The organism is Geomonas limicola, from assembly GCF_014193675.1.
Classification (GTDB): Bacteria; Desulfobacterota; Desulfuromonadia; order Geobacterales; family Geobacteraceae; genus Geomonas; species Geomonas limicola.
Genome location: NZ_BLXZ01000001.1, coordinates 669,814 through 696,752 on the forward strand (window position 1 = coordinate 669,814; position 26,939 = coordinate 696,752).

General features: G+C 55.7%; 22 protein-coding genes and 2 tRNA genes. 4 read left to right on the forward strand and 20 right to left on the reverse strand.

Annotation, left to right across the window (positions count from 1 at the left end; all coding sequences use genetic code 11):
- Positions 1-1,605: 1,605 nt before the first annotated feature.
- The 4 genes from H7688_RS02765 to H7688_RS02780 form a co-directional block, all read right to left on the reverse strand.
- On the reverse strand, positions 1,606-2,712 hold the full coding sequence (locus H7688_RS02765) for a glycosyltransferase family protein (RefSeq protein WP_183359493.1): 1,107 nt from the start codon (positions 2,710-2,712) through the stop codon (positions 1,606-1,608).
- A 772-nt stretch (positions 2,713-3,484) separates the two neighbouring features.
- The gene (locus H7688_RS02770) at positions 3,485-3,832 is read right to left on the reverse strand and encodes a hypothetical protein (protein ID WP_183359494.1); all 348 of its coding nucleotides are present in this window, start codon (positions 3,830-3,832) and stop codon (positions 3,485-3,487) included.
- A gap of 365 nt (positions 3,833-4,197) precedes the next feature.
- Positions 4,198-4,776, reverse strand: coding sequence for a transposase (locus H7688_RS02775; RefSeq protein ID WP_183359738.1), 579 nt, complete (start codon positions 4,774-4,776; stop codon positions 4,198-4,200).
- A gap of 478 nt (positions 4,777-5,254) precedes the next feature.
- Positions 5,255-7,912, reverse strand: coding sequence for a tetratricopeptide repeat protein (locus H7688_RS02780; RefSeq protein ID WP_183359495.1), 2,658 nt, complete (start codon positions 7,910-7,912; stop codon positions 5,255-5,257).
- A gap of 1,077 nt (positions 7,913-8,989) precedes the next feature.
- Between H7688_RS02780 and H7688_RS02785 the strand changes: the two genes are divergently transcribed.
- Positions 8,990-9,367: a hypothetical protein gene (locus H7688_RS02785; protein WP_183359496.1), complete on the forward strand. Its 378-nt coding sequence runs from the start codon at positions 8,990-8,992 to the stop codon at positions 9,365-9,367.
- A 597-nt stretch (positions 9,368-9,964) separates the two neighbouring features.
- Here the strand turns inward: H7688_RS02785 and H7688_RS22550 are convergent.
- The 15 genes from H7688_RS22550 to H7688_RS02860 all read right to left on the reverse strand — a co-directional run bounded on the left by H7688_RS22550 (position 9,965) and on the right by H7688_RS02860 (position 21,161).
- A complete protein-coding gene (locus H7688_RS22550; protein ID WP_183359739.1) occupies positions 9,965-10,117 on the reverse strand; it encodes an FKBP-type peptidyl-prolyl cis-trans isomerase in 153 nt (50 codons plus the stop codon).
- 417 nt (positions 10,118-10,534) lie between these two features.
- Positions 10,535-10,611: transfer RNA gene (locus H7688_RS02795), tRNA-Arg, on the reverse strand.
- A 51-nt stretch (positions 10,612-10,662) separates the two neighbouring features.
- The gene (locus H7688_RS02800) at positions 10,663-11,178 is read right to left on the reverse strand and encodes an adenine phosphoribosyltransferase (protein ID WP_183359497.1); all 516 of its coding nucleotides are present in this window, start codon (positions 11,176-11,178) and stop codon (positions 10,663-10,665) included.
- A 69-nt stretch (positions 11,179-11,247) separates the two neighbouring features.
- A complete protein-coding gene (locus H7688_RS02805; protein ID WP_183359498.1) occupies positions 11,248-12,243 on the reverse strand; it encodes a sigma-70 family RNA polymerase sigma factor in 996 nt (331 codons plus the stop codon).
- Positions 12,244-12,297: 54 nt separating this feature from the next.
- A complete protein-coding gene (locus H7688_RS02810; protein ID WP_183359499.1) occupies positions 12,298-12,945 on the reverse strand; it encodes a protein-L-isoaspartate(D-aspartate) O-methyltransferase in 648 nt (215 codons plus the stop codon).
- 64 nt (positions 12,946-13,009) lie between these two features.
- The gene (surE, locus tag H7688_RS02815) at positions 13,010-13,756 is read right to left on the reverse strand and encodes a 5'/3'-nucleotidase SurE (protein ID WP_183359500.1); all 747 of its coding nucleotides are present in this window, start codon (positions 13,754-13,756) and stop codon (positions 13,010-13,012) included.
- A 343-nt stretch (positions 13,757-14,099) separates the two neighbouring features.
- A complete protein-coding gene (locus H7688_RS02820; RefSeq protein WP_183359501.1) occupies positions 14,100-14,372 on the reverse strand; it encodes a SemiSWEET family sugar transporter in 273 nt (90 codons plus the stop codon).
- The gene (locus tag H7688_RS02825; RefSeq protein ID WP_183359502.1) at positions 14,369-15,124 is read right to left on the reverse strand and encodes an RNA methyltransferase; all 756 of its coding nucleotides are present in this window, start codon (positions 15,122-15,124) and stop codon (positions 14,369-14,371) included. The genes H7688_RS02820 and H7688_RS02825 overlap by 4 nt, the downstream gene beginning before the upstream one ends.
- Before the next feature lie 499 nt (positions 15,125-15,623).
- Complete coding sequence (locus H7688_RS02830; protein WP_183359503.1) at positions 15,624-16,271, reverse strand: DedA family protein; 648 nt, start codon at positions 16,269-16,271, stop codon at positions 15,624-15,626.
- Positions 16,272-16,431: 160 nt separating this feature from the next.
- Positions 16,432-17,280 carry a L,D-transpeptidase gene (locus tag H7688_RS02835; protein ID WP_183359504.1) on the reverse strand — a complete coding sequence of 283 codons (849 nt, stop codon included), beginning with the start codon at positions 17,278-17,280 and terminating at the stop codon, positions 16,432-16,434.
- A gap of 82 nt (positions 17,281-17,362) precedes the next feature.
- Positions 17,363-18,307 (reverse strand): methylmalonyl Co-A mutase-associated GTPase MeaB, encoded by a 945-nt coding sequence (meaB, locus tag H7688_RS02840; protein ID WP_183359505.1) that lies wholly within the window; start codon positions 18,305-18,307, stop codon positions 17,363-17,365.
- Entirely contained in the window at positions 18,304-19,044 is a 741-nt protein-coding gene (locus H7688_RS02845; protein WP_183359506.1) for an enoyl-CoA hydratase/isomerase family protein, read from the reverse strand. Before H7688_RS02845 ends, meaB begins: the two co-directional genes overlap by 4 nt.
- A 225-nt stretch (positions 19,045-19,269) precedes the next feature.
- Positions 19,270-19,674 carry a cobalamin B12-binding domain-containing protein gene (locus tag H7688_RS02850; RefSeq protein WP_183359507.1) on the reverse strand — a complete coding sequence of 135 codons (405 nt, stop codon included), beginning with the start codon at positions 19,672-19,674 and terminating at the stop codon, positions 19,270-19,272.
- A 192-nt stretch (positions 19,675-19,866) separates the two neighbouring features.
- Positions 19,867-20,397 (reverse strand): cob(I)yrinic acid a,c-diamide adenosyltransferase, encoded by a 531-nt coding sequence (gene cobO, locus H7688_RS02855; RefSeq protein ID WP_183359508.1) that lies wholly within the window; start codon positions 20,395-20,397, stop codon positions 19,867-19,869.
- Between the two features lie 11 nt (positions 20,398-20,408).
- Complete coding sequence (locus H7688_RS02860; RefSeq protein WP_183359509.1) at positions 20,409-21,161, reverse strand: enoyl-CoA hydratase/isomerase family protein; 753 nt, start codon at positions 21,159-21,161, stop codon at positions 20,409-20,411.
- A gap of 166 nt (positions 21,162-21,327) precedes the next feature.
- Here H7688_RS02860 and H7688_RS02865 point away from each other — a divergent pair.
- A tRNA-Val gene (locus H7688_RS02865) sits at positions 21,328-21,402 on the forward strand.
- 228 nt (positions 21,403-21,630) lie between these two features.
- On the opposite strand, the gene H7688_RS02870 is transcribed toward H7688_RS02865, so the two are convergent.
- Complete coding sequence (locus tag H7688_RS02870; RefSeq protein ID WP_183359510.1) at positions 21,631-21,966, reverse strand: hypothetical protein; 336 nt, start codon at positions 21,964-21,966, stop codon at positions 21,631-21,633.
- Between the two features lie 54 nt (positions 21,967-22,020).
- Here H7688_RS02870 and H7688_RS02875 point away from each other — a divergent pair, with 54 nt between their 5' ends.
- Together H7688_RS02875 and H7688_RS02880 are read left to right on the forward strand one after the other, a co-directional pair.
- The gene (locus tag H7688_RS02875; RefSeq protein WP_183359511.1) at positions 22,021-24,621 is read left to right on the forward strand and encodes a chemotaxis protein CheB; all 2,601 of its coding nucleotides are present in this window, start codon (positions 22,021-22,023) and stop codon (positions 24,619-24,621) included.
- Positions 24,622-24,634: 13 nt separating this feature from the next.
- Positions 24,635-26,917, forward strand: coding sequence for a hybrid sensor histidine kinase/response regulator (locus H7688_RS02880; protein WP_183359512.1), 2,283 nt, complete (start codon positions 24,635-24,637; stop codon positions 26,915-26,917).
- The last annotated feature ends 22 nt before the right edge of the window (positions 26,918-26,939 follow it).

The following is a 26,939-nucleotide window of genomic DNA, read 5'->3' on the forward strand; positions in this document are numbered from 1 at the left end:
ATCGACGTCGGACTCTCAACGAGTCCGGCGTTTACATTTCTCTCTCCACCTAAGGCACACGATTTATCAGGGTTTAAACTCCATCCTTTTTTTGCGGCCAGAGTTGTTCCACGAGTAACTGCACGCGACACCGGGTTGGGTGAGTTTGCAGGCCTCAGGGGGACGCCCCTGTAATACTGTAATTCTCGGGGTCGATGGAGTTGCGAAAAGGAGGCCCTGTGCCATCCCTTCCCCCATGCCACGTCAATCCCGCATAGACGCGCTAGGCGCGCTGCATCACATCATCTGTCGGGGGGATCGAGCGAAGACAAATCTTCCTGGACGATCAGGACCGGGGTGATTTTCTGGAGCGATTGGCCAACTTCTTCTCAGAACCCACACCAAATGCTTTGCCTGGGCCTTAATTCCGAATCACTTCCATCTCCTGCTGTGCACAGGTACCTCCCCCATCGCCACAGTGAGGGAGCGATTTCTTACCGGTTATGCCATCCATTTCAACCACCGGCATGATCGTCACGGCCACCTCTTTCAAAACCGTTATAAGTCGATCCTTGCCAGTCTGAAACGTACCTGCTGGAACTGGTTCGATGCATCCACCTGAACCCGTTCCGTGATGGAATGGTAAACACGCTAAATGATCTGGAGACATATCGCTATTCCGGCCACCAAGCCCTCCTTGGCAAGAGCACTACCCCTGGCAAGAAATAACAGGAATACTTTCGAGGATCTCGGAAAACCGAGGGCTAGCTCAGCAGCGGTATGTCGCATACGTGGCGGATGGTCTGGCATTAGGAAACCGCCCAGACTTGATAGGCGGAGGACTCCTGCGTAGCGTAGGTGGCTGGGAACATGTCAGATTAGCTTCTAAATATGGCGAACATCTAAAAAGTGACAAACGGATTCTCGGAGACAGTGACTTTGTCGAACAGGTACTAGCGCTTGCAAGCGAGCATTTGGAAAAGAAGGAAAGTCTGCGCTGCAAAGGAAGGGATGTTGACGCCTTGGCGCAGAAGGTAACGGAAGTTCGGGGATCCGCGTCGACGAGATTTGGGGAGGTAAAAAGCCCGTTACGGTTATGGGCAGAAGCCTTTTTTGCCATTGGGCCACATCCGAACTCGAGCAAATCAGTTGGCATAACAGCAGCGGCGGTCGTTCGGGCGGCACAAAGTGGCCAGACACTTGCGGTTGCCAGAAAGCTTAACCTTGACTAAGACACCACCAACAGAAATACAAGATTAATTGAGAATTACAGGATTACAGGGGCGTCCCTCCCTGAGGACCTGGAGTATTTAGGGCCGGTTCCTAATCAACTCGTAGTACCGTAAACCTGTCGACACGCGTGTTACCCCAAAGCCATGGCCAGTAGCCGAAAACGTTAGAGAAAAAGCCTGCTCCAATTGTTTGGCTCATTACTCGACCACCGGGCGTGTAGTCCTCAATGTGCGTGATCGGGGTCATCCGGGGATATTTAGCTGCTACCATGTTGAGCACAGGTTCGCTTAACGCGGTTTCATGGCTCATCACAATGACATCATTCTGGTCAGGATATGGGGGAGTCAATGTCACCGGTCGTGCACCAGCATTTTCCGCATACCATTGGTACCCTCAGTGCCCGATATACCAAACGTGCTGACCAGAAGCCACGTTGGGGGCGACTAGCTCTATCGCAGCTCTGCGCCCAATCCGTGTGAAAGTTTCATCCGCTCGCAGGATAGCAATACCGAGGCCGATTCCAACCACAACAGTGGTACAGAGAATGAACCAAGCCTTCTTAAGTTCAACTTGGACCATTTCACGGACAAGTAATAAGGCGGCTGCAGGCGCAGATACAACTAAATACTTTGCGGGCAGATGACAGTAAGGGACTGTCGGAAGGGCAATCAGGAGCCAGAGACCAAGCCCTAGCTGTGTTGAGTCCCGTCGTTTCCAAGCATCAGAAAGAACATCACATAGCACGGCAACACCGATACCAGATACGATTGATAAAGTTATCGAAAACTTTTGCATGGCCGCAAGCACGATTGCAGTTGTAAATGTGCCGAGAAGAGCGAGAAGTAAAGATAACCTATCCCAAAGAATTCGTTGCCAACGCAACGCAAGCCATGGCAAACCGAACGCCATGGCAAGTACCCAGTGGATCGGGAGGGCGATAACATTCGATCCAATGTTTGATACCGAATTAAAACTGTATTTAAGTGCGGAACTAGAGATGCTACCCGAGTCGGGGGCGGGGTCTTTTGTAATGAGAGCGATAACGAATGAAATGACAGGTGCTAAAATAAGCGGCGTTAAGGCTTTGAGTCTGTTGCGGAACGGTGAGAGTGAGAAAGATGGACCGTTTATCAGAACAGCCCCAATTACTACAAGTACAATGAGATGAGGACGGAGAAGAATTCCAATTCCAACTAGAGTTGCAGATAACGTTGCTTGAGAAAATTTTCTTGTCTGATTCCAAGATATAAAACGCTCGATGCCAGCAACTCCGAAAGCCATTGCTGGGACATCGGGCATAGCGGTCCCCGCCATAGCTAGCACAGTCGGCATGGCAACCAGAATAACACCAGAAAGGGTCGACCATGGTTCCTTTATTTCGAATGCACGTGCAATCGAAATTGTTGAAAAGACTGCAATCCATAGCATCACTAATTGCATCAGATGGGCACCAAGCTCATTATTCGCAACTAGGACAGCTGGTACAAGTAGCCATGCCATGATAGGTCCAGTTGGAGCTAATTTGGACACACGCTCGGGGTAACAGTGGAGAGTCATCTCAAAGGCTGTAGGATGAAGTGGGTCGGTTAGTGCGTGACGCGCTTCGAAGAGGAAAAAGGGGTCATCAATAGTAAAACCTTTGTTAAGGAATGGCGCTAGTATTATGAACGACAACAGAAGGGCTGGTAACGCAGATTTAATTATAGAACTTCTCATATTTAAAACCTCGAAAATAAGACTATCGAATCAATTATCAAATCATATAACAATGCGGTACTCGCACGCCTGTGACTTAAGAATAAGAACTTCGAGAAGGGTGTGATGTGATGCTAACTGCATTAAGCCTATAATCTGATTGCGTTACCAAGAGGGTGACGATGTGAAGTGCCCGTGAATTGAACAATAGTGATCAGGTGTCAACTAGGAGTCGAAAGGAGTTCGGAGTAACGGTCTGCTACGCGAAGAATATTTGATATGAATTTAGAAGTGGAGACCTTGCTGAGGGTGCTTTTGCTAAGGAGGCGGGAAAAACTGCTTAAGATATAAGCTTCTTAGGGGGGAGCGGTCAATACTATGTTTTTCCGATGAGAGCTTGAGGGTCTTTCAGGATATGTTCATTTGTTTTAACCTAATGACGCCTAAGTAATCAAGAAGAAACTGGGACTAGCACCGCACCTACTGCCGTCGTATAACAAGTGGCACGGGATAAAGGGGGGATGTCCATGCGATCATGCGTTTATCAGATTCTCTAAAAGCATGTTTTTTTCTCCAGCTAGCTGTTGGCCCCGCAGGATTGCCCGACTTGCACTCGGCTGCGATATCGCCAACCTTTTTCCGACTTCAGTGCCGTCATACCAAGTTCGTTCGTTGCCCAGTAGCAGACCAAGCTCTTAGCTTGCACTACAGCGGATCGCTTCCCCACACTCCAGACATCTTTGGGAGCAAGACCCAGCAACTTGGCTGCGATACGAACCAGATCGTCAAGGTCGAGGTCTTGGTGCTGCATTTCGCGACAAGCCACTAATTTTTCCTGGGCGCTATTAAGAACCTCTTCGACGAAAGCGCTATCACCGAGGATACGTTCGTCTCCTTTCCGATAGTCGCCGAATTTTCGGTTCACGGTCAAGGCTTGCCAACCGCCAGAGCTTCTAACCAAACCACCACCTGTCAGCTCTGGACGTGATGGACGTCCCCCCTGCCCCCACCAAGATACAGCCAACAGCACAAATAGGATTGACCTAAGTATTACAGGATTACAGGGCGTTCCTCTCAGACTGCCCAAGAAAGACGCGCCATACCTACACGAGACGGCCAACCTTTATTGTGTCAACGTTTAATAGGTATTGTGTCCCCGGAAAAAGACTACAATAGGATGTTAACGTTTTTCAAATCTCATGCTGCCATGGGTGCAGGAGGGTGATGTATGGGCGCCTACAGAGGGATGCCTATAAGAAAATAAGTTTCTGAGGACAGAATCTTATAATCTTATAGGCGTCCCCTTCGCCCCTTCTTTTTCGGCCTTCCGGCCCTTCCCTTTCTAAGGTTACGCCCGGTGAGATGCTCGATTGATTCCAGAAAGCCATCGCTGCCCATGGGCCTGCCGATCTTCGAACCAGCCCTAAGTACCGCATTGGCGTTGGTATCCTGTTCCGCAAGCAGCTCCTGCCAGTTATGCACCAGCCCCATAAGGGTACGATCGGCCACCAATATGTCGATTGTCCTGATTCCCATATGAAACTTGGCGCTTGACCACTCATAATCCCAAGCGTTCTCAACCATCCCCGCCCGCACCGGATTCTGGTCTATGTAACGTGCAGCAGCAATTAAGTGCGCTTCGTCAAGCACACATGACCCGAACCTGCCCTGAAACAGGTATCCTCTAACGTTCTGGCTGAAGTTTTTCATCCGGGTGTAGAGTCTGTTCGCTTCGCCAAATGTCCTCGCCAGTGACTCGACTTCATCAGGAACTGCGACGAAATGGACATGGTTGGTCATCAAGCACCAGCCGAGGATGGTAACACCATGAGAACACGCTTGGTTTTTGAGAAGATGCAGGTAGGTCAGACGGTCATCACGTTATGAAAGATATCCATTGAACGGACACCTCGCTGCGTGACGTGATGAGGATGTTTGGGTACCACGACCCGAGAAAGGCGTGCCATACCTACACGATACGGCAAGCCTTTAATGTGTCAAGGTTTAATAGGTATTGTGTCCCCGGAAAAAATCCCCGGCAACAGAAATACAAGATTGAATTGAGAATTACAGGATTACAGGGGCGCTCCCCTCAGAGGCGTGCAGATCTTTGGATTCTTGGGGCGTCCCCCTAGGTTCCCAAAAACGAGGTTGACTTGAGGGGGGCCCTCAGAGGCGTCCCCCTCAGATTGACTTAAGACATTTGCTTTATGCTTTTTGACGACGCGGGATCAAATCCGGATCACGGATTGAAACGCGGCTCCAATTATCAGCAATAGATGCCGTGCCACTCCATTCAACATTGCCCGGGTATTGCAATCCGGTACTCTGTTACCATAATCGCTTGTTACATTAATGGATCAATACTATAAGCAAATGACTGAACTGAATTAAAATCTAGAGCCAAGATAGAATCATTTAATATGGGTATGCCTTGTAAATTAGTGTTGCCATTTAGCCAATCATTCAATACACTTAGATTGTTTGAAATTATCTTATGTGGATACGCTTGAATCGCCTGCTCTAAGTAATTTAAGGCTTCATCATATTTATTTTGAGTAATTGATATACAGGCGCGTTGGTTCAAAATAATATTTTTAATAGGAAATCCTAGTTTATCAGCTTTATCCAACTCATTTATAGCTTCATCCATTCGGCTACAACGAAAATAGGCATTTGCAAGTTCGAGGTGTGCGAGATGTGATTCAGGTAATTGTTCAATAACCGACTCCCGTTCATAAACACTAAAATCAAAACCATGAATAGATCCAATATCACATTGCACTTGAAGCATTAATTGCTCAAATTCCTTTTCACGATTATTAGCTACACCCAGTTCTATAAAATCATTCATAAAGAATATGCTTGGTGTAATTCCCTGGCTGTCACACAAAACCTCCCAGTCTTCAGTTCCAGGGTAAAAACCTAGTGAACAGATAACATATTCATTTGGTTTTCCTGCTTTTATCAAATCTATGCTTTGCTGTAAGGTCTCTGGCGTTTCCCCCTTATTTGGCAAAATCATGTAATATCGAACATAAATTCCATATTTCTTTGCTATACGGGATACTTCCAATACTTTTTCAGGCGTGGTGCCCTTTCGCATGGTTTTAAGGATTTCGGGAGACCCAGACTCCACTCCTAAACTTATCATTTGGCAACCAGCAAATCTCATTTTCTTAAGAATCTCATCATCCAAACAGTCAACGCGACTATCACACCCCCAGATAAAATTGAGTTTATTTTCGACTATTAAATCACATATGGATATTACTCGCTGCCTATTGGCTGTAAAAGTATCATCTTTTATAGCGAGATATGGTACGGGGAGGCGGTCTAAGGCCTTCTTTATGGTTGCCAGGCTTGATTCCGCTGAAAGAAAACTCACTTTCCTGCCCCATGTGGCATAACCACCGCAAAATGAACATTTACTTGGGCAACCACGGGAAGTCATGACAATTGTACTTGAAAAATAATCAAAAGGTGATGCCAAGGAATCAAGATCTTGGATACGTGGACGTTGTGGCCCCCTAATAATATCCTTTCCATCACGCCAAGCTGTACCGGGAATACCTATAGGTTGCCGCCCAGAAACAAGAAAATTCAGCAGCTCCATAAAAGTATCTTCGCCCTCTCCAATTACTACTGTATCAATGTCACTATAATATTCCAGGGTCTCTTCTGGCAAAGCGGTAGCAAATGGACCACCAACTGTAATGTGTGCATACGGATGAAGCTGACGAATAAGAGCTGCAATTGCTGCCATCCCCCGCCTGTTGCCAGTGAAGGCTGAGATGCCAAAAACGTCTGCCTTTGTGGAAGAAATCAGAGTCACAATGTCTTGCCAAGGGCAGCTGCAGAGGTTATAAACATTCACCTCATGTCCTGCGCGTTTGGCCTGAGCAGCAATTGTCATTAGTCCATATGTAATTGTACGAAAATCACCGTCAAGGTCACGCAAACTGTTTCCATGGGATGGGCCAAATGGCATCTTGTGTGAGTCGCCACTTGATTCTATCTGCCAAGGAGGAGGGTATATAAGAGCTATTCTAAGATGTTCTCGATCTTCAGGCAGTTGGTTTTTAGGCTTTGATGATGACTCTTTGTTTATTTTTGATCGAATTATTTGCCTTACTTGTTTTTTAATTGTAGATAGTAATTGATGTGTTTCATAAATACTTTTTGAGTTTGCAATGAAAGGCATATCTTCAAACAGAACCATAGGTGATGTTAAATGATGCAAAACATCGATTATACAACGATTGGCCTCCAACGCTAATTTGTAGCATGACAATGTCTCATCATGCCTGCCCAACTCCTTAAGAATAAATCCTAAATTTTTATATCCATTCCCATTGCCGTAGTTCGGATTTATTTCCAATGTCCTGCGATAACATACTTCAGATTCCATATATCGGCCAGAATCTCTTAATATATGCCCGAGACAACTATGAGCCTCTGCAAAGTCCGGTTTAATTTTAATTGCTTGACGGAAACAGTCTTCTGCCTCATTCAACCGCCCCATATCCAATAGTGTATTACCTAGATTGCTGTGACCTTCAGCATAATCTGGGTTTATTCTCAAAGCTCGCCGAAAGCATGCCTCAGCTTCCGTAAGAAATCCTTTCCCTCTTAAAGTGTTACCGAGATTGATATGCGCATTAATATATTCCGGGTTCAATTTAATGGCTCGTCGATAACTTGCTTCAGCATCATTTAACCGCCCAAGCTCGAATAAGGTGACACCTAAATTGCTATGAACATCAGGGTCGTTTGGTAAGAACAAGGCGGCCTTTTGCATTGGAATAAGGGACTCTTCAGTATAACCTTGTATCTTCAAAACCGTTCCTAAGACTTTCCAACTAAAGCCATGCTTTGGGTATCGCTCTGTGTAGTTTATGGCGGCTATTTCTGCCTCATTATATCGATTTCGTCTGAGCAAGCCAATCAGAGAACTAATCTCTTCTAAGGTTGGTTCATTATATTTGTTAATGTTAGTTTTCATAACTATCGTTTCCTCGGTTTTCAGCTTATTAATTATATACACGGATCATACACGGATCAGGAATTATCACAGTAAACTGTGAACACGTTGCATAAAGGGGTCATCAATAGTAAAACCTTTGTTTAGGAATGGGGCTAGTATTATGAACGACAACAGAAGGGCTGGTAACGCAGATTTAATTATAGAACTTCTCATATTCAAAACCTCGAAAATAAGAATATCGAATCAATTATCAAATCATAAAAATGCGGTACTCGCACGTCTGTGACTTAATGAATAAGAACTTCGAGAAGGGTGTGATGTGATGCTAACTGCATTAAGCCAATAATCTGATTGCGTTACCAAGAGGGTAACGATGTGAAGTGCCCGTGAATTGAACAATACTGATCAGGTGTCATCTAGGAGTCGAAAGGAGTTCGGAGTAACGGTCTGCTACGCGAAGAATATTTGATATGAATTTAGAAGTGGAGAATCCTTGTTGAGGGTGCTTTTGCTAAGGAGGCGGGAAAAACTGCTTAAGATATAAGCTTCTTAGGGGGGAGCGGTCAATACTATGTTTTTCCGATGAGAGCTTGAGGGTCTTTCAGGATGTGTTCATTTGTTTTGTCCTAATGGCGCCTAAGCAATAAAGAAGAAACTGGGACTAACACCGCACCTACTGCCGTCGTATAACAAGTGGCACGGGATAAAGGGGGGATGTCCATGCGATCATGCGTTTACCAGATTCTCTAAAAGCATGTTTTTATCTCCAGCTAGCTGTTGGCCCCGCAGGATTGCCCGACTTGCACTCGGCTGCGATATCGCCAACCTTTTTCCGACTTCAGTCGCCGTCATACCAAGTTCGTTCGTTGCCCAGTAGCAGACCAAGCTCTTGGCTTGCACTACAGCGGATCGCCTCCCCACACTCCAGACATCTGTGGGAGCGAGTCCCAGCTCCCAGACTCTCAGGAGAAACCTATAAACTTATGACCGTCCCCCTGGTACTGCTGTCGCATAGTGGTGGATGGCCTAGGAAACCGCCCAGACTTGATAGGCGGAGGACTCCTGCGCAGCGCAGGTGGTTGGGAACAGATCCGATTGGCTACCAAATATGGCGAACATTTAAAAAGTGACGAACGCATTCTCGGAGACAGCGACTTCGTCGAACAGGTACTAGGGCTTGCAAGCGAGCAGTTGGAAAAGACCGAACGTCTGCGCTGCAAAGGAATGGATCTTGATGCCTTGGCGCAGAAGGTGGCGGAAGTTTTGGGAATCAACGTCGACGAGATTTGGAGAGGAGGGAAGAAACCAGTTACAGTTACCGGCAGAAGCCTCTTGTGTCATTGGGCCACATCAGAACTCGGAATGACAGCGGAAGCAGTAAGCAAATCAGTTGGCATAACGGCAGCGGCGGTCGTTCGTGCGGCACAACGTGGCCAGGCAGTTGCTGTTGCCAGAAAGCTTTATCTTGACTAGTAAGACCCCGCCAACAGAAATACAAGATAGAATTGAGAATTACAGGATTACAGGGGCGTCCCCCTCAGAGGGCCTTGTGTCCCCGGAATAGACTGCAATAGGATGTTAACGTTCTTTAAATCTCATGCTGCCATGGGTGCAGGAGGGTGATGGTATGTCAGTACAGTAAAATTTAACACCAGTACAAAACGCCAGCCATGTATGTTTGGTACTGTCATTGATTACTATTTCATCTGGCTTACAGGTATATGAGCCTAAATGGATAAGGGTTGAAGATAAATTTTGTCTCGATTCTAAGGTCGCAGAACATCCGGTTAAAAGTAGGCTCAATGACACAATACATAACGTAATTTCAATCATTTTTTTGAGAAATGAACAGATGCGAGAGCTAATCTGAAGCTGGTAGTTCATGGTATATGCCTTTCTTTTACAAAAGAGATGAATGCCAGAAGTCGACTTTTGCAGTAGGACGCTGGCCACAGGCAGGAGAGGATAAAGAGGGGGACACCGCTGTAAACTGATGCCATTTTCTTGGTGAAGGAAGGTGGCGGGATCTCGCTTCGTAGCATCGGCGCCCCCCCCTGCCCAGTATGGGTACTACTCAATGCTGAGGAACTCGACCTCAAAGATAAGGGTAGCGTTTGGCGGGATATCCCTCCCTGTACCACGGCTTCTATATGCGAGTTCAGGCGGACAGACTAGCTTTGTTCTGCCGTCGACTTCATCATTTGGAGCCCCTCGGTCCAGCAGGGGATCACACCCGAAAGAGGAAACTTTACCACCATCTTGCTTTGTAAGAACTGTCTATCTCATGGCCGTTTGGCATAGTCCCCTGTAGTCCACTCCGACGATATTGGTGCCCTTCGAAGAACAGCCGCTGCCGTCCTTCATCGGAATGAAAACCATTCCTGATGATGTCTTTATGGCCCCTTTCTCCTTGGCGGCAGCATTCATGGTGTCGTTTCTGCGGCAAGCGAAGAGAGGGTCAGAGCGAGGAGGGTACTTGTAATCATCAGTTTATTATGCGGATTCTTTCCTTGGGGTGAGTGGGTGTCTTGGTCCTTCGACACCGAATACAGAAAGCCCTTGCTGAAAAGGTCTCATAAGAGGTCACATTTTCTGGCAAGGGCTCTCTACTGCTATTATTGCCAACTACTTAAATAAAAGTGGCGTCCCCGAGACGATTCGAACGTCCGACCCCTTCCTTAGGAGGGAAGTGCTCTATCCTGCTGAGCTACGGGGACAAAATAGACGGACTTTATATCCTAACCGCATCGGCTTTGCAAGGGAATTCCTTAAAACTTGAGTAACGAGAAGCATTTACCTTCGGGCAGCTTCTTCTTCCCGTCCAGGAACTCGAGCTCGGCCATGAAGCAGCACTCGACGATCTCACCACCCAACTCTTTCACCATGTCGACCACGGCTCCCATGGTCCCGCCGGTCGCCAAGAGGTCGTCGGCGATCAGGATCCGCTCGCCCTTTTTGATGGCGTCGGTGTGGATCTCGAGGGTGTCGGTGCCGTACTCGAGGTCGTAGGTCTTCTTGAAGGTCTCGGAGGGGAGCTTGCCCGGCTTTCTCACCAGGACGATGCCGGCACCAAGCTTGTACGCGAGAGCGGCGCCAATGATGAAGCCGCGCGCCTCGACGCCTACTACCTTGTCGATCTTCTCGCCGACGTAGCGGTGCGACAACAGGTCGACCATGCGCTGGAAGGATTTGGCATCAGCCAAAAGTGTCGTGATGTCCTTGAAAAGGATCCCCTTCTTGGGGAAGTCGGGGATGTTGCGGATGATGCTCTTTAAATCTTCCATGCTCGCCGGTCGCTCCTTTGGTCCTATTGAAATACACAATTATTTGTTCATTACAGTTGCGGTACCACGTTATTCGGTTGGCAAAACCGGGCCGACGGTGGGCTGCCCCATGACGTCGGTCGCCTCCACGATCTTTCTCAACTTTTCCAGGCTCTTCGCCTCGATCTGGCGGATGCGCTCGCGGGTCACCCCGAAGCTGCGCCCGATGGTGTCGAGGGTCTGGGGATCTTTGTCGTCCAGGCCAAAGCGCAGGGTGAGGATCTTCTTCTCGCCGTCGGAGAGGGTCTCGAACCACTTGCTGACCAGCTCGTACTTGTTGAGATCCTCCAGCAAAACGGCCGGCGACACGGTGGAGGTGTCCTCGATGGTGTCGATGAGGAAGTAGTCGTTGTTCTCCCCCATGGGGCGCTCGATGGAGTAGGTCTTCTTCAAGAGCACCATGAGCCGCCGGACGTAGGTGATGTTCACGTCGAGCGCATCGGCTACTTCCTTGATGCTCGGCTCGCGGTTCATCTTCTGCACCAGCTCGCGGGTCACCCGCAGCATCTTGTTGATGTCGTCGGAGACGTGCACCGGGAGCCTGATGGTGCGCGACTGGTTCACCAGGGCACGCTCGATGGACTGGCGGATCCACCAGGTGGCGTAGGTGGAGAAGCGGCACTCCTTGGAGAGCTTGAAGCGCTCCACCGCCTTGATGAGCCCCATGTTCCCCTCTTCGATCAAGTCGAGGAAGGGGAGCCCGCGGTTTATGTAACGCTTGGCTATCTTCACCACCAGGCGCAGGTTGGAGACGATCATCCGGTCCCGGGCTGCCTTGTCGCCCAGGTCGATCTTGGCCGCGAGCTCTTTCTCCTCGTCGGCGGTCAAAAGCTTGGTCTTCTGGATCTCGCGCAGGTAGAGCTTGATGGCGTCGTCGAAGTGCTCGACCACCGCCGCCTTGATCTCTTCCTCCTCGACTTCGGGTTCCACCTCTGCCTCGACGTCCTCTAGCTCGAGGGCGTCCGGGTCCTGCTCGGTATCAAGGAAAAGCGGGTCTTTCTCTTCCAACATTTCTTCGTTTTCCATGCAAGACTCCTATCTTCACAACAAGCGGGTTCAGTGGTGGTCAGGTGCCGCCGGTCAGGCCTCGTCGCTCCAGCCGTGCCTGCCGATCAGCTTCACGAAACGGCAATCCTCGGACTCCTGCCGGGTTACCTTCCCCTCCAGGTCCTTGACGACCAGGGTGAGGGTCTGATCCTGGCGGTCGCCCACCGGGATCACCAGCCGCCCGCCGGGGGCCAACTGGTCTATCAGGCACTGCGGAACCTGGGGCGATCCCGCGGTGACCAAAATCGCGTCGAAGGGGCCTTCTTCGGGCCACCCTTCGGTACCGTCACCGATCTTCAGGTTGACGTTCAAAAGCCTCAAGCTGTCGAGCGCGCGGCGCGCCTTCAACGCCAGGGGACGGATCCTCTCCACCGTGCAGACCTTGTCGGCCAGGGTGGCGAGCACCGCGGCCTGGTAACCGGAGCCGGTGCCAAGTTCCAACACCCGCTCGCGGCCGGTGAGCTTCAGCATCTCGGTCATCTTCGCCACCGTGTAGGGCTGGGAGATGGTCTGTTTCTCGCCGATGGGGAGCGAGCTGTCGCTGTAGGCCTGGGCGGACATCGCCTCTTCTACGAAGATGTGCCGCGGTATCGACTGCATGGCGCCCAAAACGCGCTGGTCCGTGATGCCGCGCTTCACCAACTCGGCGACCATTCTCTTGCGTGAAACTTCAAAATTCAATTACCGCCCCCTCGATTCCATTAGAAGGGCGGAATATAGCAAAACAAGGGCCAAAAGTCCAGCTTCAGCGCACTTCCCACGCCTTCAGTGCCTCGATGGAGGCGTAGTTGGTGAGGTCGATGTGCAGCGGCGTGATGGAGACGTGGCCGCGGCTGATGGCGTGGTAGTCGCTGCCGGGGATGTCCTCAAAGCTAAGATCCACGGTGCCGATCCAGTAGTAGCTGCGCCCGCGCGGGTCCACCTTGTCGACGATGGTCCCCTTGTAGCTCCTTTTCCCCTGATGGGTGACGAGCGGCACCTTCAGAAGTTCTGCCGGCAGGTCGGGGACGTTCACGTTCAAGAAGGTGTCCGGCGGCAGCCCTTTGGAAAGGACGTGCTCGGCGATGCGCGCGGCGCAGCCGGCTGCCGCCTGGTAGTTGGTCCCGGCCTCGCGGGTTACCAGCGACACGGCGATGGCGGGGATCCCCATGAGTGTCGCCTCGAAGGCGGCGGCCACGGTTCCCGAGTAGGTGACGTCGTCACCCACGTTCGCGCCACGGTTGATCCCCGAAACCACCAGGTCCGGGCGGAAACTCAGGAGGCTGTGGATCCCCAGGTTGACGCAGTCGGTGGGTGTGCCGTCCACCGAGTAGATGTTGTCCGCGATGCGTGCGGCGCGCAGCGGATGGTGCAGCGTGAGCGCGTGCCCCACCGCGCTGCGCTCCCTGTCCGGTGCCACCACGACCACTTCGGCAATTTCGGCCATGCGTTCGGCCAGAGCGGTAAGTCCCGGAGCGTGGACCCCGTCGTCGTTGGTAAGGAGAACCTTCACGACACACCTCGTTACCTGCCGAGCACGGCTTAAACGAGAAAGCGGCCCAGCGAAACGGCAGGCGGCGCCTCACCCGTTAAGGCGCTGCCGACAGCTCGATCGGACCGTTTTCCCATGAGACACCTTTCGGCTCGAGCAGGGGTTACTTTAACATAATTTAATTTTGTGCGGCATTTATTAACATTAGAGTTGCCGGTGCTGCAACGCCCAAGGACGTAAGGGACGAAAGGTCACCAAGGACCAAAGGATGCACTGCCCGGAAGCAACTGAGGGTGCGGTGGCGGTGGCGAGTGCAGGATAACTGCTCCCCAGTCCCCAGTCCCCAGTCCCCAGTCCCCAGTCCCTAGTCCCTGCCTTTCCTCGCGTAGTGCACTTTCATCGCAATCAAGAAGCTGTAGCAGGCGATGGAGAAGGTGTTCGCCAGAATCAACGGACGGTCGCCGATCTGCCAGCCGTAGATGAGCCACAAGAGCATACCGAAGTTGAGCATGACGAGCTGCCACATGGAAAGGTCGCGGGCGTGCTTGGTCCGATAGGTCTTGATCACCTGCGGTATGGCAGCAGAACTGGTCAGAAAGCCGGCTACGAGCCCTATGTACGGGGTGAGCGGGGTCATGCGCCCTTCTTCCCTTTGAACTCGGCACAGGCCCAGTCGATCTGGCTCAGCATGCCGCGCAAGGAGGCTACTTCGCGCTCATCCAACTCGGCTCTCGCGTAGATGCGGCGCATGGTGCGCATCATGTGCTCGGGATTTTGCGGGTTGAGATAGCCGATGCGCAAAAGGGTCTTCTCCATGTGGGTGTAGAGCGGCTCAAGCGACGCGGTCCCGGCGATCTCGCGCACGGGCTTGTCCTCGGCATCGGCGACGGGAGCGGCCTCTTTGGCACCTTTGAGGAACTCGTAGCAGAAGATGAGCACGGCCTGGGAGAGGTTCAGGGAACCGTACTCGTCGGCGGTGGGGATGGTGGACTGCCAGCGGCAAACGGCGACTTCGTCGGTGGTAAGCCCGCTATCCTCGCGGCCGAAGACCAGGCCGAGACGACTGTGCGGGGGACAGGCGTCGAAGCGGGTGACCACCTCGTCCGGGGTCCAGATTTCGTTGCGGTACTTGCCGTGGCGGCGGGTGGTTGCAACGCTGAACTCGCAGTCGGCGAGGGCATCTTCAAGAGAGGTGTAGATCTTGGCCTGTTCGAGGAGGTCCTTGGCGGAGACTGCGAACTTGAGGGCTTCAGGGTGATCGACCTGGCAGGGATTTACCAGCCGGAGGTCGTAAAGGCCCATGTTCTTCATGGCCCGGCAGACCATGCCGATGTTGCCGGGGCTTTGAGTACCAACGAGGACGACGGAGATTCTTTCTTTGAGATCCATGCAGCTTCCTTAGCTTCAAAAAATAAAAACAACGTCAAAGGCGGTGGGACGCGGATGACGCGGATTGCTGGCCCAGCGGGTTTCCGCGGATCAGGCTACACGATTTCAGGCTTGTTGCCTTGGCCTTTACCCCAAGAGGTTAGGTTTATCCGCCCAGTCCGCGCAGTTTTCAGATGTGATCCGCGTGCTACGACTTATGCCTTTGACGTTCGTGCCAGTGGTTAACCCATCCCCACCCCTACCCTCCCCTTGAAAGGGAGGGAGGAGTCTTTGGGAGTGGGAGATTGCGTTATCAGGAAATACAACGTCAAAGGCGGTCGGACGCGGATGACGCGGATTGTTCTTTATGTCATAGCCTTGGGCGCAGGCCCAGCGGGTTTCCGCGGATCAGGCTACACGATTCCAGGCTTGTTGCCTTTACCCAACGAGGTTAGGGTTTATCCGCCCAGTTCGCGCAGTTTTCAGTCGTGATCCGCGTGCTACGACGTATGCCTTTGACTCAATCGATATCGTCTTCGTTCTCGACGTTCTCTTTCTCGGCCTGCCAGGCACGCATACGCTTCAGCCGGGCACGCGCGCGGCGGCGACGCCAGCGGTGGGCGAAGAAGTGGCTCAACCACATGCACCCGGTGAGCCCCGCCAACACCAGCAACAGGAACGGCTCGTACTTCTCGAGGTCGTCGAAAAAGAGCTCGGCCCCCTTGCCGAACAGGTACCCCGCCAGGGAGAAGATGATCGCCCAGGAGAACGCGCTCAACAGGTTCAACACCAGAAAGCGCCGCGCGGAGAGGTTGGTCATCCCCAGGATGATGGGGAGCAGGATCCGAAAACCGTAGGTGTAACGGGAAATGAAGGCGACAAAGGAGCCGTAACGCTCGATGAGCTTCAACCCCTTGCGGAACTTGCGCGCGAACCTCGTGAAGAACCGCAACAGGGCGGGGCCCTTGAGACGCCCCATGTGAAAGTAGAACTGGTCACCCAGGAAGGAGCCGGCAAAGGCCGACAGGATGACACCGTAGATGCTGAGATACCCCTGGAAGGCCAGGAAACCGGCGAAGATGAGGATCGCCTCCCCTTCCAGAAAGGTCCCGACAAAGAGGACCCAGTAACCATGAACCTGCAGATATTCCCTGAGAAACTGCTGCACTGGAAACTCCGAGAAGAGACAGGTTAAGGTTTAGGTTGAGGAAAAACTCTCAGTTTCCAAGGATTCAGAGTATACCAAATCGGGAAACCGGTCTAGTAAGCCGGTACTACTGAACCAGTCGCGCCGCAATGAGGCAAAGGACGCAAAAAACGCGAGGGACTTACTTCCGGTAGACCGGCAGGCTGCCGCGCACCTCTACCATGGGGGCGTCCTCGAGGAGTTCGGCGCTGCCGGGATCGTCCTCGTACTCCTCTTCGCCTACTGCCCAATCGTAGAAGCGCTGGGAATCGAGCAGCACGGGCTTCTCAGGGGCACCGTACACCCGGTTCTGCATCTCCTCGTCGTAGAGGCCGACACAACCGTGGGAGGCGGGCTTGCCGGGGAGGTCGCGGGCGTGGATCCAGTAGGCCACGTCGTCCTCACCCACGTGGAAACGCATGGCGTTGTCCATCGGGTACTGGTCGCTTTGGTCCTCAGTCTTGTACAGGGAGGAGGAGTGGGTCTGGTCGCGGGCATCGATCTGGAAGAGTCCGGTCGGGGTCTCGTGCCCGGCCGCTCCGGTTGCCGCCGGGGCGGAGATCTTCAGCTTGCCGTACTCGTAGCCGGCGATCCACTGCTCGGTGAGGTCGATGAGGATGTACTTCTCGTGGCGCTTGGCGGGCTCGTACTCAGCCGGCAGCGGACAGTAGCTGCGGCAGGCCGCCATGTCGACCGGCACCTTGATGGTCATGCCGGGATAGACGTGACGCCGGTCGATCCGGTTGAAACGCGCCACGTAGATCCAGTCCTTGCCAAAGAGGGACTCGAGGGTTTCCTCGGGCCGGATGAAGTGCGCCTTCCAGGCGATGGTGGCGTGACTGGGATACTCGATGCGGGTGAGATCTTCGTGGGCCGGGTCCTTCGGGTTGGGACCGGCCACCGAGGTGGTCTTGGGTTCGTAGACCACGATGAGGCCGAATAAAACGATAACCACCAGGTGGGGCAACTTGCGTACTACCTTTGCTAACATCTTGGGGCACTCCCTGTCTTCAAACAGCTAATGGGGCCCTGGGCCCCATCGACCCCCTAATTAACATTATTAGTTCGGGGGGTCAAGAAAAAGCATGTGCCGCCAGCACTTGCTCCACCGCGCTGTAGGGGTCGGTGCTCCGCTCGCGCAACCCCTTGAGGATCTCCTGGTAGCGGCCGTTGTCCCGGATCGCCCCGAAAACCGTGTCGAAAAGTTCGTCGCGCAGGGTGTCGGCGAAGAGCTTCGCGTTTCTCTCCTCGATGAGGCGCTGCAGGTGCCCGGAGGTTTTCAGGTAGGCACGGTGCGCCTCAAACTCCTCGACGAGTTCCTCGATGCCGACACCGCGTGCCCCTTCGGTCCTCACCACGTGGGGCAGCCAGGCCCCCGGCTCGGGGTGCTTCATCTCGAGCATGGTAGTGAGTTCGCGCGCGGTGCGCTCGGCCCCCTCCCGGTCCGCCTTGTTGACCACGAAGACGTCGCCGATCTCGAGGATCCCCGCCTTGATCGCCTGGATGTCGTCGCCCAGTCCCGGAACCATGACCACGGCGGTGGTGTGCGCGGTGCTCACAATGTCGACCTCGTCCTGCCCTACCCCCACGGTCTCGACAATGACGACGTCCATCCCCATGGCGTCCATCACGTTGACCACGTCCATGGTGGAGCGCGACATGCCGCCCAGGGCGCCACGAGTGGCGAGGCTGCGGATGAAGACGCCGGGGTCTTCGGCGTGGCGGTTCATGCGAATCCTGTCCCCGAGGATGGCGCCGCCGGTGAAGGGGCTGGTGGGATCGATGGCGACCACGCCGACCAGGAGGTCCTTTTTGCGGTAGGCCGCGACGATCTGGTCCACGAGGGTGGACTTGCCGGCGCCGGGAGGGCCGGTGAGTCCCAGGATGTAGGCGTTGCCGGTGTGCGGGTAGAGAGCCTTCAGCTCGGTTACCGCGCTCTTCATACGATCGTCGATGTCGCGCATCAGGCGCGCGGCGGCACGGATGTCGCCGTCCAGCACGCGTTCGGCAAGTGTCATGCACAGCTCCCGGAAAAAGTGGTGTGGTTTAAGGTGGCCTGAAGGCCGCGCTCCAGGGCGCAGCCGTTTTTCAGGTCGACCTCTTCGGCGCTGTTCACCAGGCGTTTCAGCGCGGCGAGCGCCGCCGCGGGTTTTTCGGCGATCCCCTCGGCGTAGGCCTGCACCTCGTCCCAGAAGCGCTCGGCGGGGACCACCCGGTTCAGGTACCCCATGGCGAGGCCGTCCTCGGCCCGGTAGGTCTGGGCGGTCATGAAGATCTCGAGGGCGCGGTTGCGGCCGATGAGCCGGGGGAGTTTCTGAGTCCCGCAGAAGCCGGTGAGGATCCCCAGGCGTGCGCCGGGATGGGCGAAGTTGAGGGAATCGGAGGCGATGCGCAGGTCGCAGGCGAGCGAAAGGTCGCAGCCGCCCCCCATGGTGATGCCGTTTAAGGCGGCGATGACCGGCTTGTCACAGTCCTCCATCATCTCGAAGAGCGCCTGGCCGGCCTCGCCGAAGGCCAGGGCATCGGAGGGGGAGAACTCAAGCATCTCGGCGATGTTGGCGCCGACGGCAAAGGAGTCGCCGGGATATCCGGAGATGACGATGACGGCGACCTCGGGGTGCTGGGCGAGATGCGCGAAGGCATGGCTCAACTCACCCAGGGTCTCGAGGGAGAGGGTGTTGAACCGGGAACCGGAGTCGAGCATGAGATAGCCGACACGGTTCCCGATGGTTATGGAGAGCTTGGTGTACACCATTTTAGAAAACCTGTTTTTGCCACGGAGACACGAAGGGCACGGAGAAAAGCAAATCAGAAACTCTTAAACCGATCACCACGAAAAACCAAAGCTCGAACCACAGAGGCACACAGAGGAACGCAGAGGAAAGACAAAGACTTTCAAACTTCGTGTACATCCGCTAAATTCGCGTTGCAGTGAAGTTGCTTTTGTCGTTTCTCCGCGCTCTCCGTGGCTCAATCTGGTTTAGGCCCGGGGATGGACGTTGGTGCGGACCCAGTCCACGATGACTTCGGTGGAGGTACCCGGGGTGAAGATCTCGGCGATGCCGGCTGCCTTGAGACCCGGGATGTCATCCTCGGGGATCACGCCGCCTGCCATCAGCATGATGTCCTCGGCCCCCTTCTCCTTCAGGTTGCTGTAGACTGCCGGCAACAGGGTGTTGTGGGCGCCGGAAAGAATGGAGAGCGCGATGAGATCGACGTCTTCCTGGATCGATGCGGCAACAATCTGCTCCGGTGTCTGGTGCAGACCGGTGTAGATCACCTCGAAACCGGCGTCGCGAAAGGCACGGGCAATGATCTTCGCCCCCCGGTCATGACCGTCCAATCCAGGCTTCCCTACCAGCACACGCAGTCTTCTCTCAGCCATGGCACTCCCTCCTGTATCTATTGATGTGTCGTTGGAAAACCTAAAGGCGCAAAAACCTGTTAACTTGCCACGGAGGCACGGAGAGTACGGAGTTACCGACGAAAACCTTGAGACCCAAAGCGAAAGAGATTTGCGCTTCCCTTTGCCGTCGACCTCTCCGTGTGCTTGGTGCCTCCGTGGCTACCGTGTCTTTTATTTCTCGATGCCGATCCGGGACGGGACGCCGGCCTTGTAGTAGTGCTTCACCTCGCGCATCTCGGTGACCAGGTCGGCGGCTTCCATCACTTTTTCGTGGGCGTTTCTCCCGGTCAGCACGAGCTCAACGTGACCGGGCTTGCCGGCCATCAGCTCAAGCAGGTCCTCGACCGGCAAAAGCCCCATGGAGACCGCTCCGTTCACCTCGTCGAGGATAACGAGATCGTACTCGCCGCTTTGCAGCTTCCCCTTGGCAAGCTTGAGCGCTTCGGCGGCCAGGTCCTTGTCCTCTTGCGCCGGGTTGTCCTTGTTCACCCAACCGGGCCGACCGGTCTGCACGATGGTGAGGTACGGCGCCAACTTTTCGGCGGCCATCTGCTCGCCGTAGGGACCGCCCCCCTTCATGAACTGGATCATGCAGACCTTCAGTTCGCGACCGACGGCCCGAAGGGCAAGTCCCAGCGACGCGGTGGTCTTCCCTTTGCCGTTGCCGGTATACACCTGAATGAGACCCTGTTCCAGTTTCACGCGTTACTCCTCTATCTTCCCTTGAAATTGGCAGGTCGGCGCTCGAGGAAGGATCCCATCCCCTCGCGCTGGTCGAGTGTGGCAAAGCACAGGGCAAAGGCGTCGCGCTCCATGAGGCAGGCGGTCTTCAGGTCGATCCCCTGCCCCGCGTCGACGATCTCTTTCGCCATCCTGATGGCGAGCGTCCCCTGGCGGCAGATGCCGAAGATCAGCTGCTGCGCACTCGCCAACAGTTCGGCGTCTTCGTAAACCCGGTTCACCAGCCCGATGCCTTGCGCCTCCGGTGCACTCACCGCGTGGCCGGTGAAGAGGAGTTCCTTGGCGCGTGCCTTGCCAACCGCTCGGGTCAGGCGCTGGGTGCCGCCGAAACAGGGGATCGCGCCGGACAGGATGCCGGGAAAGGCGAAGCTGGCGGAACGGCCGGCCACGATGAAGTCGCAGGAAAGCGCGAGTTCCACGCCGGGACCGCGCACGGCGCCGGCGGCTGCGGCGATTACCGGTTTGCCCAAGGCGTCGAGCGCGAACATCACCCGCTGGCCGAGCGCCGAGTAGGCAGCGACTTCCATGGACGTCGCACCGCTCAACTCGGCGTCACCGTCGAGTCCGGTGATCAAAACACCCGCCACCTCGGGGTCGCTCTTCAGCCCGCTGAAGGCGGAAAACAATAATTTAAGAAACTCCGCGTCGAAGCGGCTCCCCTTCAAGGAGAGCGTGGCGATACCCTCGACTACCTGGAGATCGATCAAATCACTTTTCTTGTACATCGCCCCCCCTAAGAAATTTGCAATATAGCAACTGCTCACGGAAGGTGTCAAGGCGAATCCTAGTAATTAAAACGATGTTTATGGCACATCCCGGAAGGCGAATGTCACAGGATTATTAAAGAAGCCTTGACACACAGAAACCATTCTGCTATTTACTTGGGGACATGGGCGATTAGCTCAGCGGGAGAGCACTGCCTTCACACGGCAGGGGTCACTGGTTCGAACCCAGTATCGCCCACCATGAATGAATTACAGGCCAGGTAGAGATACCTGGCCTTTTTGCGTTCCCGGCCGCGACCTCCCGTGCCCCGCTGGACAGCCTCCGCCCAACGCTCAACCTTATCCGGAAGGAATACTCCCTCCCCCTACCCGTCTCTGCCGCTTCCAGCCATCCGCCCCCTCATCCAGCCGCTCAATACCGGTCCCAGGATCCCTACTCGTCCGAACCTATCCTGTTCGCCCCAGACACTCACCGTCCTGTCGTCCCACCACGGCGCTGCGCCAAAGATTGCGAGATGCGCAATGGTAAGAAATTGGATCTGGTGGCGACGACCACAGCAGAGGAAGAACCATCTTGAGTATCAATCAAAGCGTCATTTTCCGAAGTTCTGTTAATAGCAATTGTAGTATGCACCGATTCATGTAATATGCCCCAATATCGCGGGAACTCTCTGAGTTTTACACCTAAGCTATAATGAAATACCAGCGTTGTCTGCCAGTAGCCATGGTGATTTCGATCAAAGACAGAGAAGAGCAACCGGACACAGTTCACCGCAGGTTTTAACTCTGCAGCGCCCAGGCGCATGACGAAGTTTTCAGCTTCCCCCCGAGACCCGACATGACACAGAAAGAGAAACCGATGGCAACCTCTGCAGCACCCCGGCAGGAAGCGGCACCGGCCGAATTTGCCTCGGAAGCCTTTCCCGTGGTCGGCATAGGTACCTCCGCGGGTGGGCTCGACGCGCTGGAGCTTTTCCTGGGGCATACCCCGCCCCACTGCGGCATGGCCATCGTCATCATCCAGCACCTGTCACCCGATCACAGCGGCAGCCTCCCCCAGCTTTTGCAGCGCGCCACAACCATGCTCGTACAAGAGGCAACCCACGCGCTGAGGATGCGCCCCAACCAGGTCTACGTCATTCCCCCAAAAAAGGAGCTGATCGTCCGCAACCGGATCCTATACCTCAAGGAACCTGCGGAAAAGCACGGTCTGAGGCTCCCCATCAACACCTTTTTCTGCTCGCTGGCCGAAGACTGCGCCGAACTCGGCATCGGGGTGATTCTCTCCGGCATGGGGAGCGACGGCACCGAGGGGATGCACGCCATCAAGGAAAAGTCGGGGCTGACGCTGGTCCAGGACCCGGCGACGGCCAAATTCGACAGCATGCCGCAAAGTGTCGTCAACGGGGGGCTGAGCGACATCGTGGCCCCCGCGGAGGAGCTGCCGGCCCACATCATTGAATACCTGGCCAGTACCCTGGCCATCCCCAACCCCGCCAGCGTCCCGAGCCAGGGAGAGGGTTACCAGTCCGGATTCCAGCAGATCATGGCGCTTTTGAAGCAGCGGGTGCACCACGATTTCGCGTCCTACAAGCCGAGCTCCGTTTTGCGCCGCATCGAGCGGCGCATGAACCTGCACAACTTCCCCACCCTCTCCGATTACGCCAACTTCCTGCAGATCAACCCGCACGAGGTGGACCTCCTTTTCAAGGAACTCCTGATCGGGGTCACCTGTTTCTTCCGTGATCCCCAGCTTTGGGACGAGATCAGGGACGTGGTGCTGCCGAAGATCCTCGCCTCATACCCGGACGAGGGGATGCTACGTGCCTGGTCCTGCGGCTGTTCCACCGGGGAAGAGGCCTACTCGCTCGCCATCCTGTTCCGGGAGGTGGTGGACCAGTTCCCCGAACCCGAACGTTACGGGATGCAGATCTTCGCCACCGACCTCGACCTCGACGCCATCGCGAGGGCGCGCCGGGGGATTTTCTCCCTGAAGATCGCCAACGAGGTATCGCCGGAGCGGCTGTCGCGCTACTTCACCCGGGAGGAGTACGGCTACCGGATCGACAAGCAGATCCGCGACATGGTGATCTTCGCGCACCACAATGTCACCACGGATCCTCCCTACACCAAACTCGACCTGCTCATCTGCCGCAACCTCCTCATCTATCTCTCCGCGGAGTTGCAGTACCGGCTCATCCCGCTTTTCCACTACAGCCTGAAGCCTGGGGGACTCCTTTTCCTGGGGAGCGCGGAATCGGTCGGCAATGGTGAGGCGCTGTTCCGTCCCGCCGGCGGCAAGTCGAAGCTTTTCTGGCGCAGCGACTCGGTGCTGCCCAAGGGGGTGATCACCTTCCCCACCGCCCTCACCTCCCAGCACACATTCTGGCCCCAGGAGCACCCCATGCCCAGATACACCGACAACATCCAGCCGATCGCCGACCGGCTGATTCTGCGCCACTTCTCCGCACCGACCGTCATGGTCAACGAGCACGGCGACATCGTCTATATAAACGGCCGCACCGGCAAGTACCTGGAGCCCGCGGCGGGCAAGGCCAACATGAACATCTTCGCCATGGCCCGCGGGGAACTGCTCTACGAAATGGGCACCACCTTCGCCCTGGCGCAGGAGAAGAGCGACCCGGTCACCGTGCGGGCGAAGCTCGTGACCGACAACGGCTCCAAGCAGGTCGTGGAGATTACCATGGTGCGGGTGGAAGCACCCGAGGCCCTCAGGGGGATGGTACTGATCTCCTTCCGGGATGTGCCTACCCCTCCCATAAAGCACCGGCGCGCGGGGGCGCCCCCCGACCCCCGTCAGTACGAGGAGATGGAACAGGAGCTGTTGAAGCTGAGAAACGAGCTGCGCCTGTCCCACGAGGAGACCCAGACCACCCAGGAGGAGCTCAAGGCAATCAACGAAGAACTCCAGTCCACCAACGAGGAGCTCCAGTCCACCAACGAGGAGCTCACCACCTCGAAGGAGGAGATGCAGTCCATGAACGAGGAGCTGCAGACCGTGAACGCCGAGCAGAACTCCCGGCTGGAGGAGTACATGCGGGCCAGCAACGACATGGAGAACCTCCTGGACAGCACCGAGATCGTCACCATCTTCCTCGACAGCAAACTCATGGTGCGCCGCTTCACCACCGGGGCGAACCGGCTCTTCAAGCTGATCCCCGCGGACGTGGGGCGCCAGCTCACCGACCTGGTCTCGGAACTCAGCTACCCGGAGCTCGTGGACGACGTGCAGGAGGTACTGCGCCGGCTGATAACCCTGGAAAAGCAGGTTCCCACGCTGGACCAGCGCTGGATGCAGGTGCGCATCATGCCCTACCGGACCATGGAGAAGCGTATCGACGGGGTGGTGCTCACCTTCACCGACATCACCGCCAGTAAGAGGATCGAGCGGGAGCTCAAGGAAAAGATAGCAAGGCTCGAGGCACAACTAAACGGCTGACCACGGAGGGGCCATGTCCGGCGACCAGAAGCACCACGGCAAAGATGCAAGTTTGCGCGAAAGGGCGGAACGGCAGCTGATCTCCCAAGGACCGTCACAAGCATCCCGGGAGCATTGGGACGCAAAAAGGCTTCTGCACGAGCTCGAGGTGCACCAGATCGAGCTCAGCATGCAATACGACGAGCTGGTGCAGACAAAGCAGAACCTTCTGGCGGAGATGACCTGGAAGGACGAACTGGTGGACTGGCTCGCCCACAGCTCCCAGCCCTCCGGGGAGCCCTTCTTCGAGAGGCTGGCGCGCTACCTGGCCCGGGCGCTGTCGGTGGACTTCGTCTGCATCGACCGGCTAGAGGGGAACGGGCTTACCGCCAAGACCCTCGCGGTCTGGTGCGACGGCGGCTTCCAGGACAACGTCGTCTACTCCCTTAAGGACACCCCGTGCGGGGATGTGGTCGGCAAGGCCGTCTGCTGCTTCCCCGCCAGGGTGCGCCACCTGTTCCCCAAAGACGAGGTGCTCCAGGACCTCAAGGCCGAAGGGTACCTCGGGGTGACGCTCTGGAGCCACCTCCACGAGCCGATCGGCCTCATAGCGGTCATAAGCCGCACCCCCCTTAAGGATTTCCAGATGTCGCGCAGCCTCTTGAGCATCATCGCCACGAGGGCCGCCAGCGAGCTCGAGCGGGTGACCGCCGAAGAGGCCCTGCGCGCCAGCGAGGCCAACTTCAGGAGCTACTACGAGCTCGGCCTCATCGGGATGGCGCTCGCCTCCCTGGGGAAGAGGTGGCTCCAGTGCAACGACTGCCTCTGCGAACTCCTGGGCTACCCGCGGGAGGAGCTGCTGCAGCTAAGCTGGTCCGAGCTTACCCACCCCGACGACCGCGAGGCGGACGACCGGGAGCTGGAGCGGGTCATCCTGGGGGAGGCCGAAGGGTACACGCTCGACAAGCGCTTCATCCGCAAGAACGGCAGCATCGTGCACACGGTTTTCTCCGTGCGCTGCATCCGGGACCGGGTCGGCACGCCGCACCACTTCGTGGCCCTGGTGCTGGACATAAGCTACCGCAAGGAGGCCGAGGCCAGCATTCGCGCGATCGAGCTGCAGCTGCACCAGAACCAGAAGCTGGAGAGCCTCGGGGTGCTCGCCGGGGGGATCGCCCACGACTTCAACAACATCCTGGGGATCATCATCGGGTACTGTTCGCTCATGGAGCTGAACCCGGGCGATACCCGGATGTATCTGCCGGAAATCGTGAAGGCGGCGGAGCGGGCCGGGGGACTCTGCCAGCAGATGCTCGCCTACGCGGGGAAGGTGCGGGTATCCTCGAGCACCTTCAGCCTGTCCGAGCTGGTGCGCGAGGTTGCGGGGATGTTGAAGACCACCCTGAAGCACAACGTGACGCTCACCAAGCGGGTCCCGTCGGATTTCCCGAGTGTGACCGGCGACGCGAGCCAGATCAGGCAGGTGGTCATGAACCTGATCCTGAACGCCGCGGAGGCGATCGGCACCGAGCAGGGAGAAATCCGGGTGACGCTGCGGCACGCGGTACTCACGGCGGGGGAACCCGAGTTCGACTACGGTGGCCAGGCGGTCCCGGCGGGGAGCTACCTGCTCCTCGAGGTGGCCGACAACGGCTGCGGCATGGATGAGGAAACGAGGGCGCGGGTATTCGAGCCGTTTTACACGACAAAGTTCGCGGGGCGGGGTCTGGGGATGTCAGCGGTTCTCGGCATCATGAAGGCGCACCGCGGCGCCCTGCAGCTGGAAACCGAGTCGGGCCGGGGTACCAGCTTCAGGGTGTACCTGCCGGTGTCCGGCGCCTCCGAGGCAGTTGCGGCTGTCGAGCCCACTCCCCCGCAGTCGGTAGAGCCCTGGCGGGGTGAGGGGTGCGTGCTCCTGGCCGACGACGAGGAACACGTGCTTTTGGTGGTGCGAACCATGCTGACGGCGCTTGGTTTCAGCGTAATCGAGGCGGTGAACGGCCAGGACGCCCTGGAGAAGTACCGGATCCATGCCCGGGAGATTTCGCTGGTGGTGGCCGACCTGGGGATGCCCGTCATGGACGGGTACCAGTTGATCCGGGAGTTGAAGAGCCTGCGCCCGGATCTTCCCATCGTGGTTTCCAGCGGGTTCGGGGACGCCGAGGTGGCGGCAAGCATCCCTCGCGAGCAGATCGTGGGGGTCGTCTGCAAGCCCTACACCTTCGAACAGTTGCGGGAGGTCCTGCGCTGCGCGACGACGCAGGGGGCGGAACCCCTGTTTTCAGGAACCCAAGGTACCCCGGCCCCTACGCCCTGACGCTACCGGGCTGCCCTTTTTG

What these genes read in the sequence shown, in the direction of transcription:
- H7688_RS02765 (WP_183359493.1), bottom strand. Translation starts at nt 2,712, where the DNA reads ATGGCATGGCTACTTGTACCAGCTGTCCTAGTTGCGAATAATGAGCTT.
- H7688_RS02780 (WP_183359495.1), bottom strand. Translation starts at nt 7,912, where the DNA reads ATGAAAACTAACATTAACAAATATAATGAACCAACCTTAGAAGAGATT.
- H7688_RS02800 (WP_183359497.1), bottom strand. Translation starts at nt 11,178, where the DNA reads ATGGAAGATTTAAAGAGCATCATCCGCAACATCCCCGACTTCCCCAAG.
- H7688_RS02805 (WP_183359498.1), bottom strand. Translation starts at nt 12,243, where the DNA reads ATGGAAAACGAAGAAATGTTGGAAGAGAAAGACCCGCTTTTCCTTGAT.
- H7688_RS02820 (WP_183359501.1), bottom strand. Translation starts at nt 14,372, where the DNA reads ATGACCCCGCTCACCCCGTACATAGGGCTCGTAGCCGGCTTTCTGACC.
- H7688_RS02825 (WP_183359502.1), bottom strand. Translation starts at nt 15,124, where the DNA reads ATGGATCTCAAAGAAAGAATCTCCGTCGTCCTCGTTGGTACTCAAAGC.
- H7688_RS02835 (WP_183359504.1), bottom strand. Translation starts at nt 17,280, where the DNA reads ATGTTAGCAAAGGTAGTACGCAAGTTGCCCCACCTGGTGGTTATCGTT.
- meaB (WP_183359505.1), bottom strand. Translation starts at nt 18,307, where the DNA reads ATGACACTTGCCGAACGCGTGCTGGACGGCGACATCCGTGCCGCCGCG.
- H7688_RS02845 (WP_183359506.1), bottom strand. Translation starts at nt 19,044, where the DNA reads ATGGTGTACACCAAGCTCTCCATAACCATCGGGAACCGTGTCGGCTAT.
- H7688_RS02850 (WP_183359507.1), bottom strand. Translation starts at nt 19,674, where the DNA reads ATGGCTGAGAGAAGACTGCGTGTGCTGGTAGGGAAGCCTGGATTGGAC.
- H7688_RS02860 (WP_183359509.1), bottom strand. Translation starts at nt 21,161, where the DNA reads ATGTACAAGAAAAGTGATTTGATCGATCTCCAGGTAGTCGAGGGTATC.
- H7688_RS02870 (WP_183359510.1), bottom strand. Translation starts at nt 21,966, where the DNA reads ATGCGCCTGGGCGCTGCAGAGTTAAAACCTGCGGTGAACTGTGTCCGG.
- H7688_RS02875 (WP_183359511.1), top strand. Translation starts at nt 22,021, where the DNA reads ATGGCAACCTCTGCAGCACCCCGGCAGGAAGCGGCACCGGCCGAATTT.
- H7688_RS02880 (WP_183359512.1), top strand. Translation starts at nt 24,635, where the DNA reads ATGTCCGGCGACCAGAAGCACCACGGCAAAGATGCAAGTTTGCGCGAA.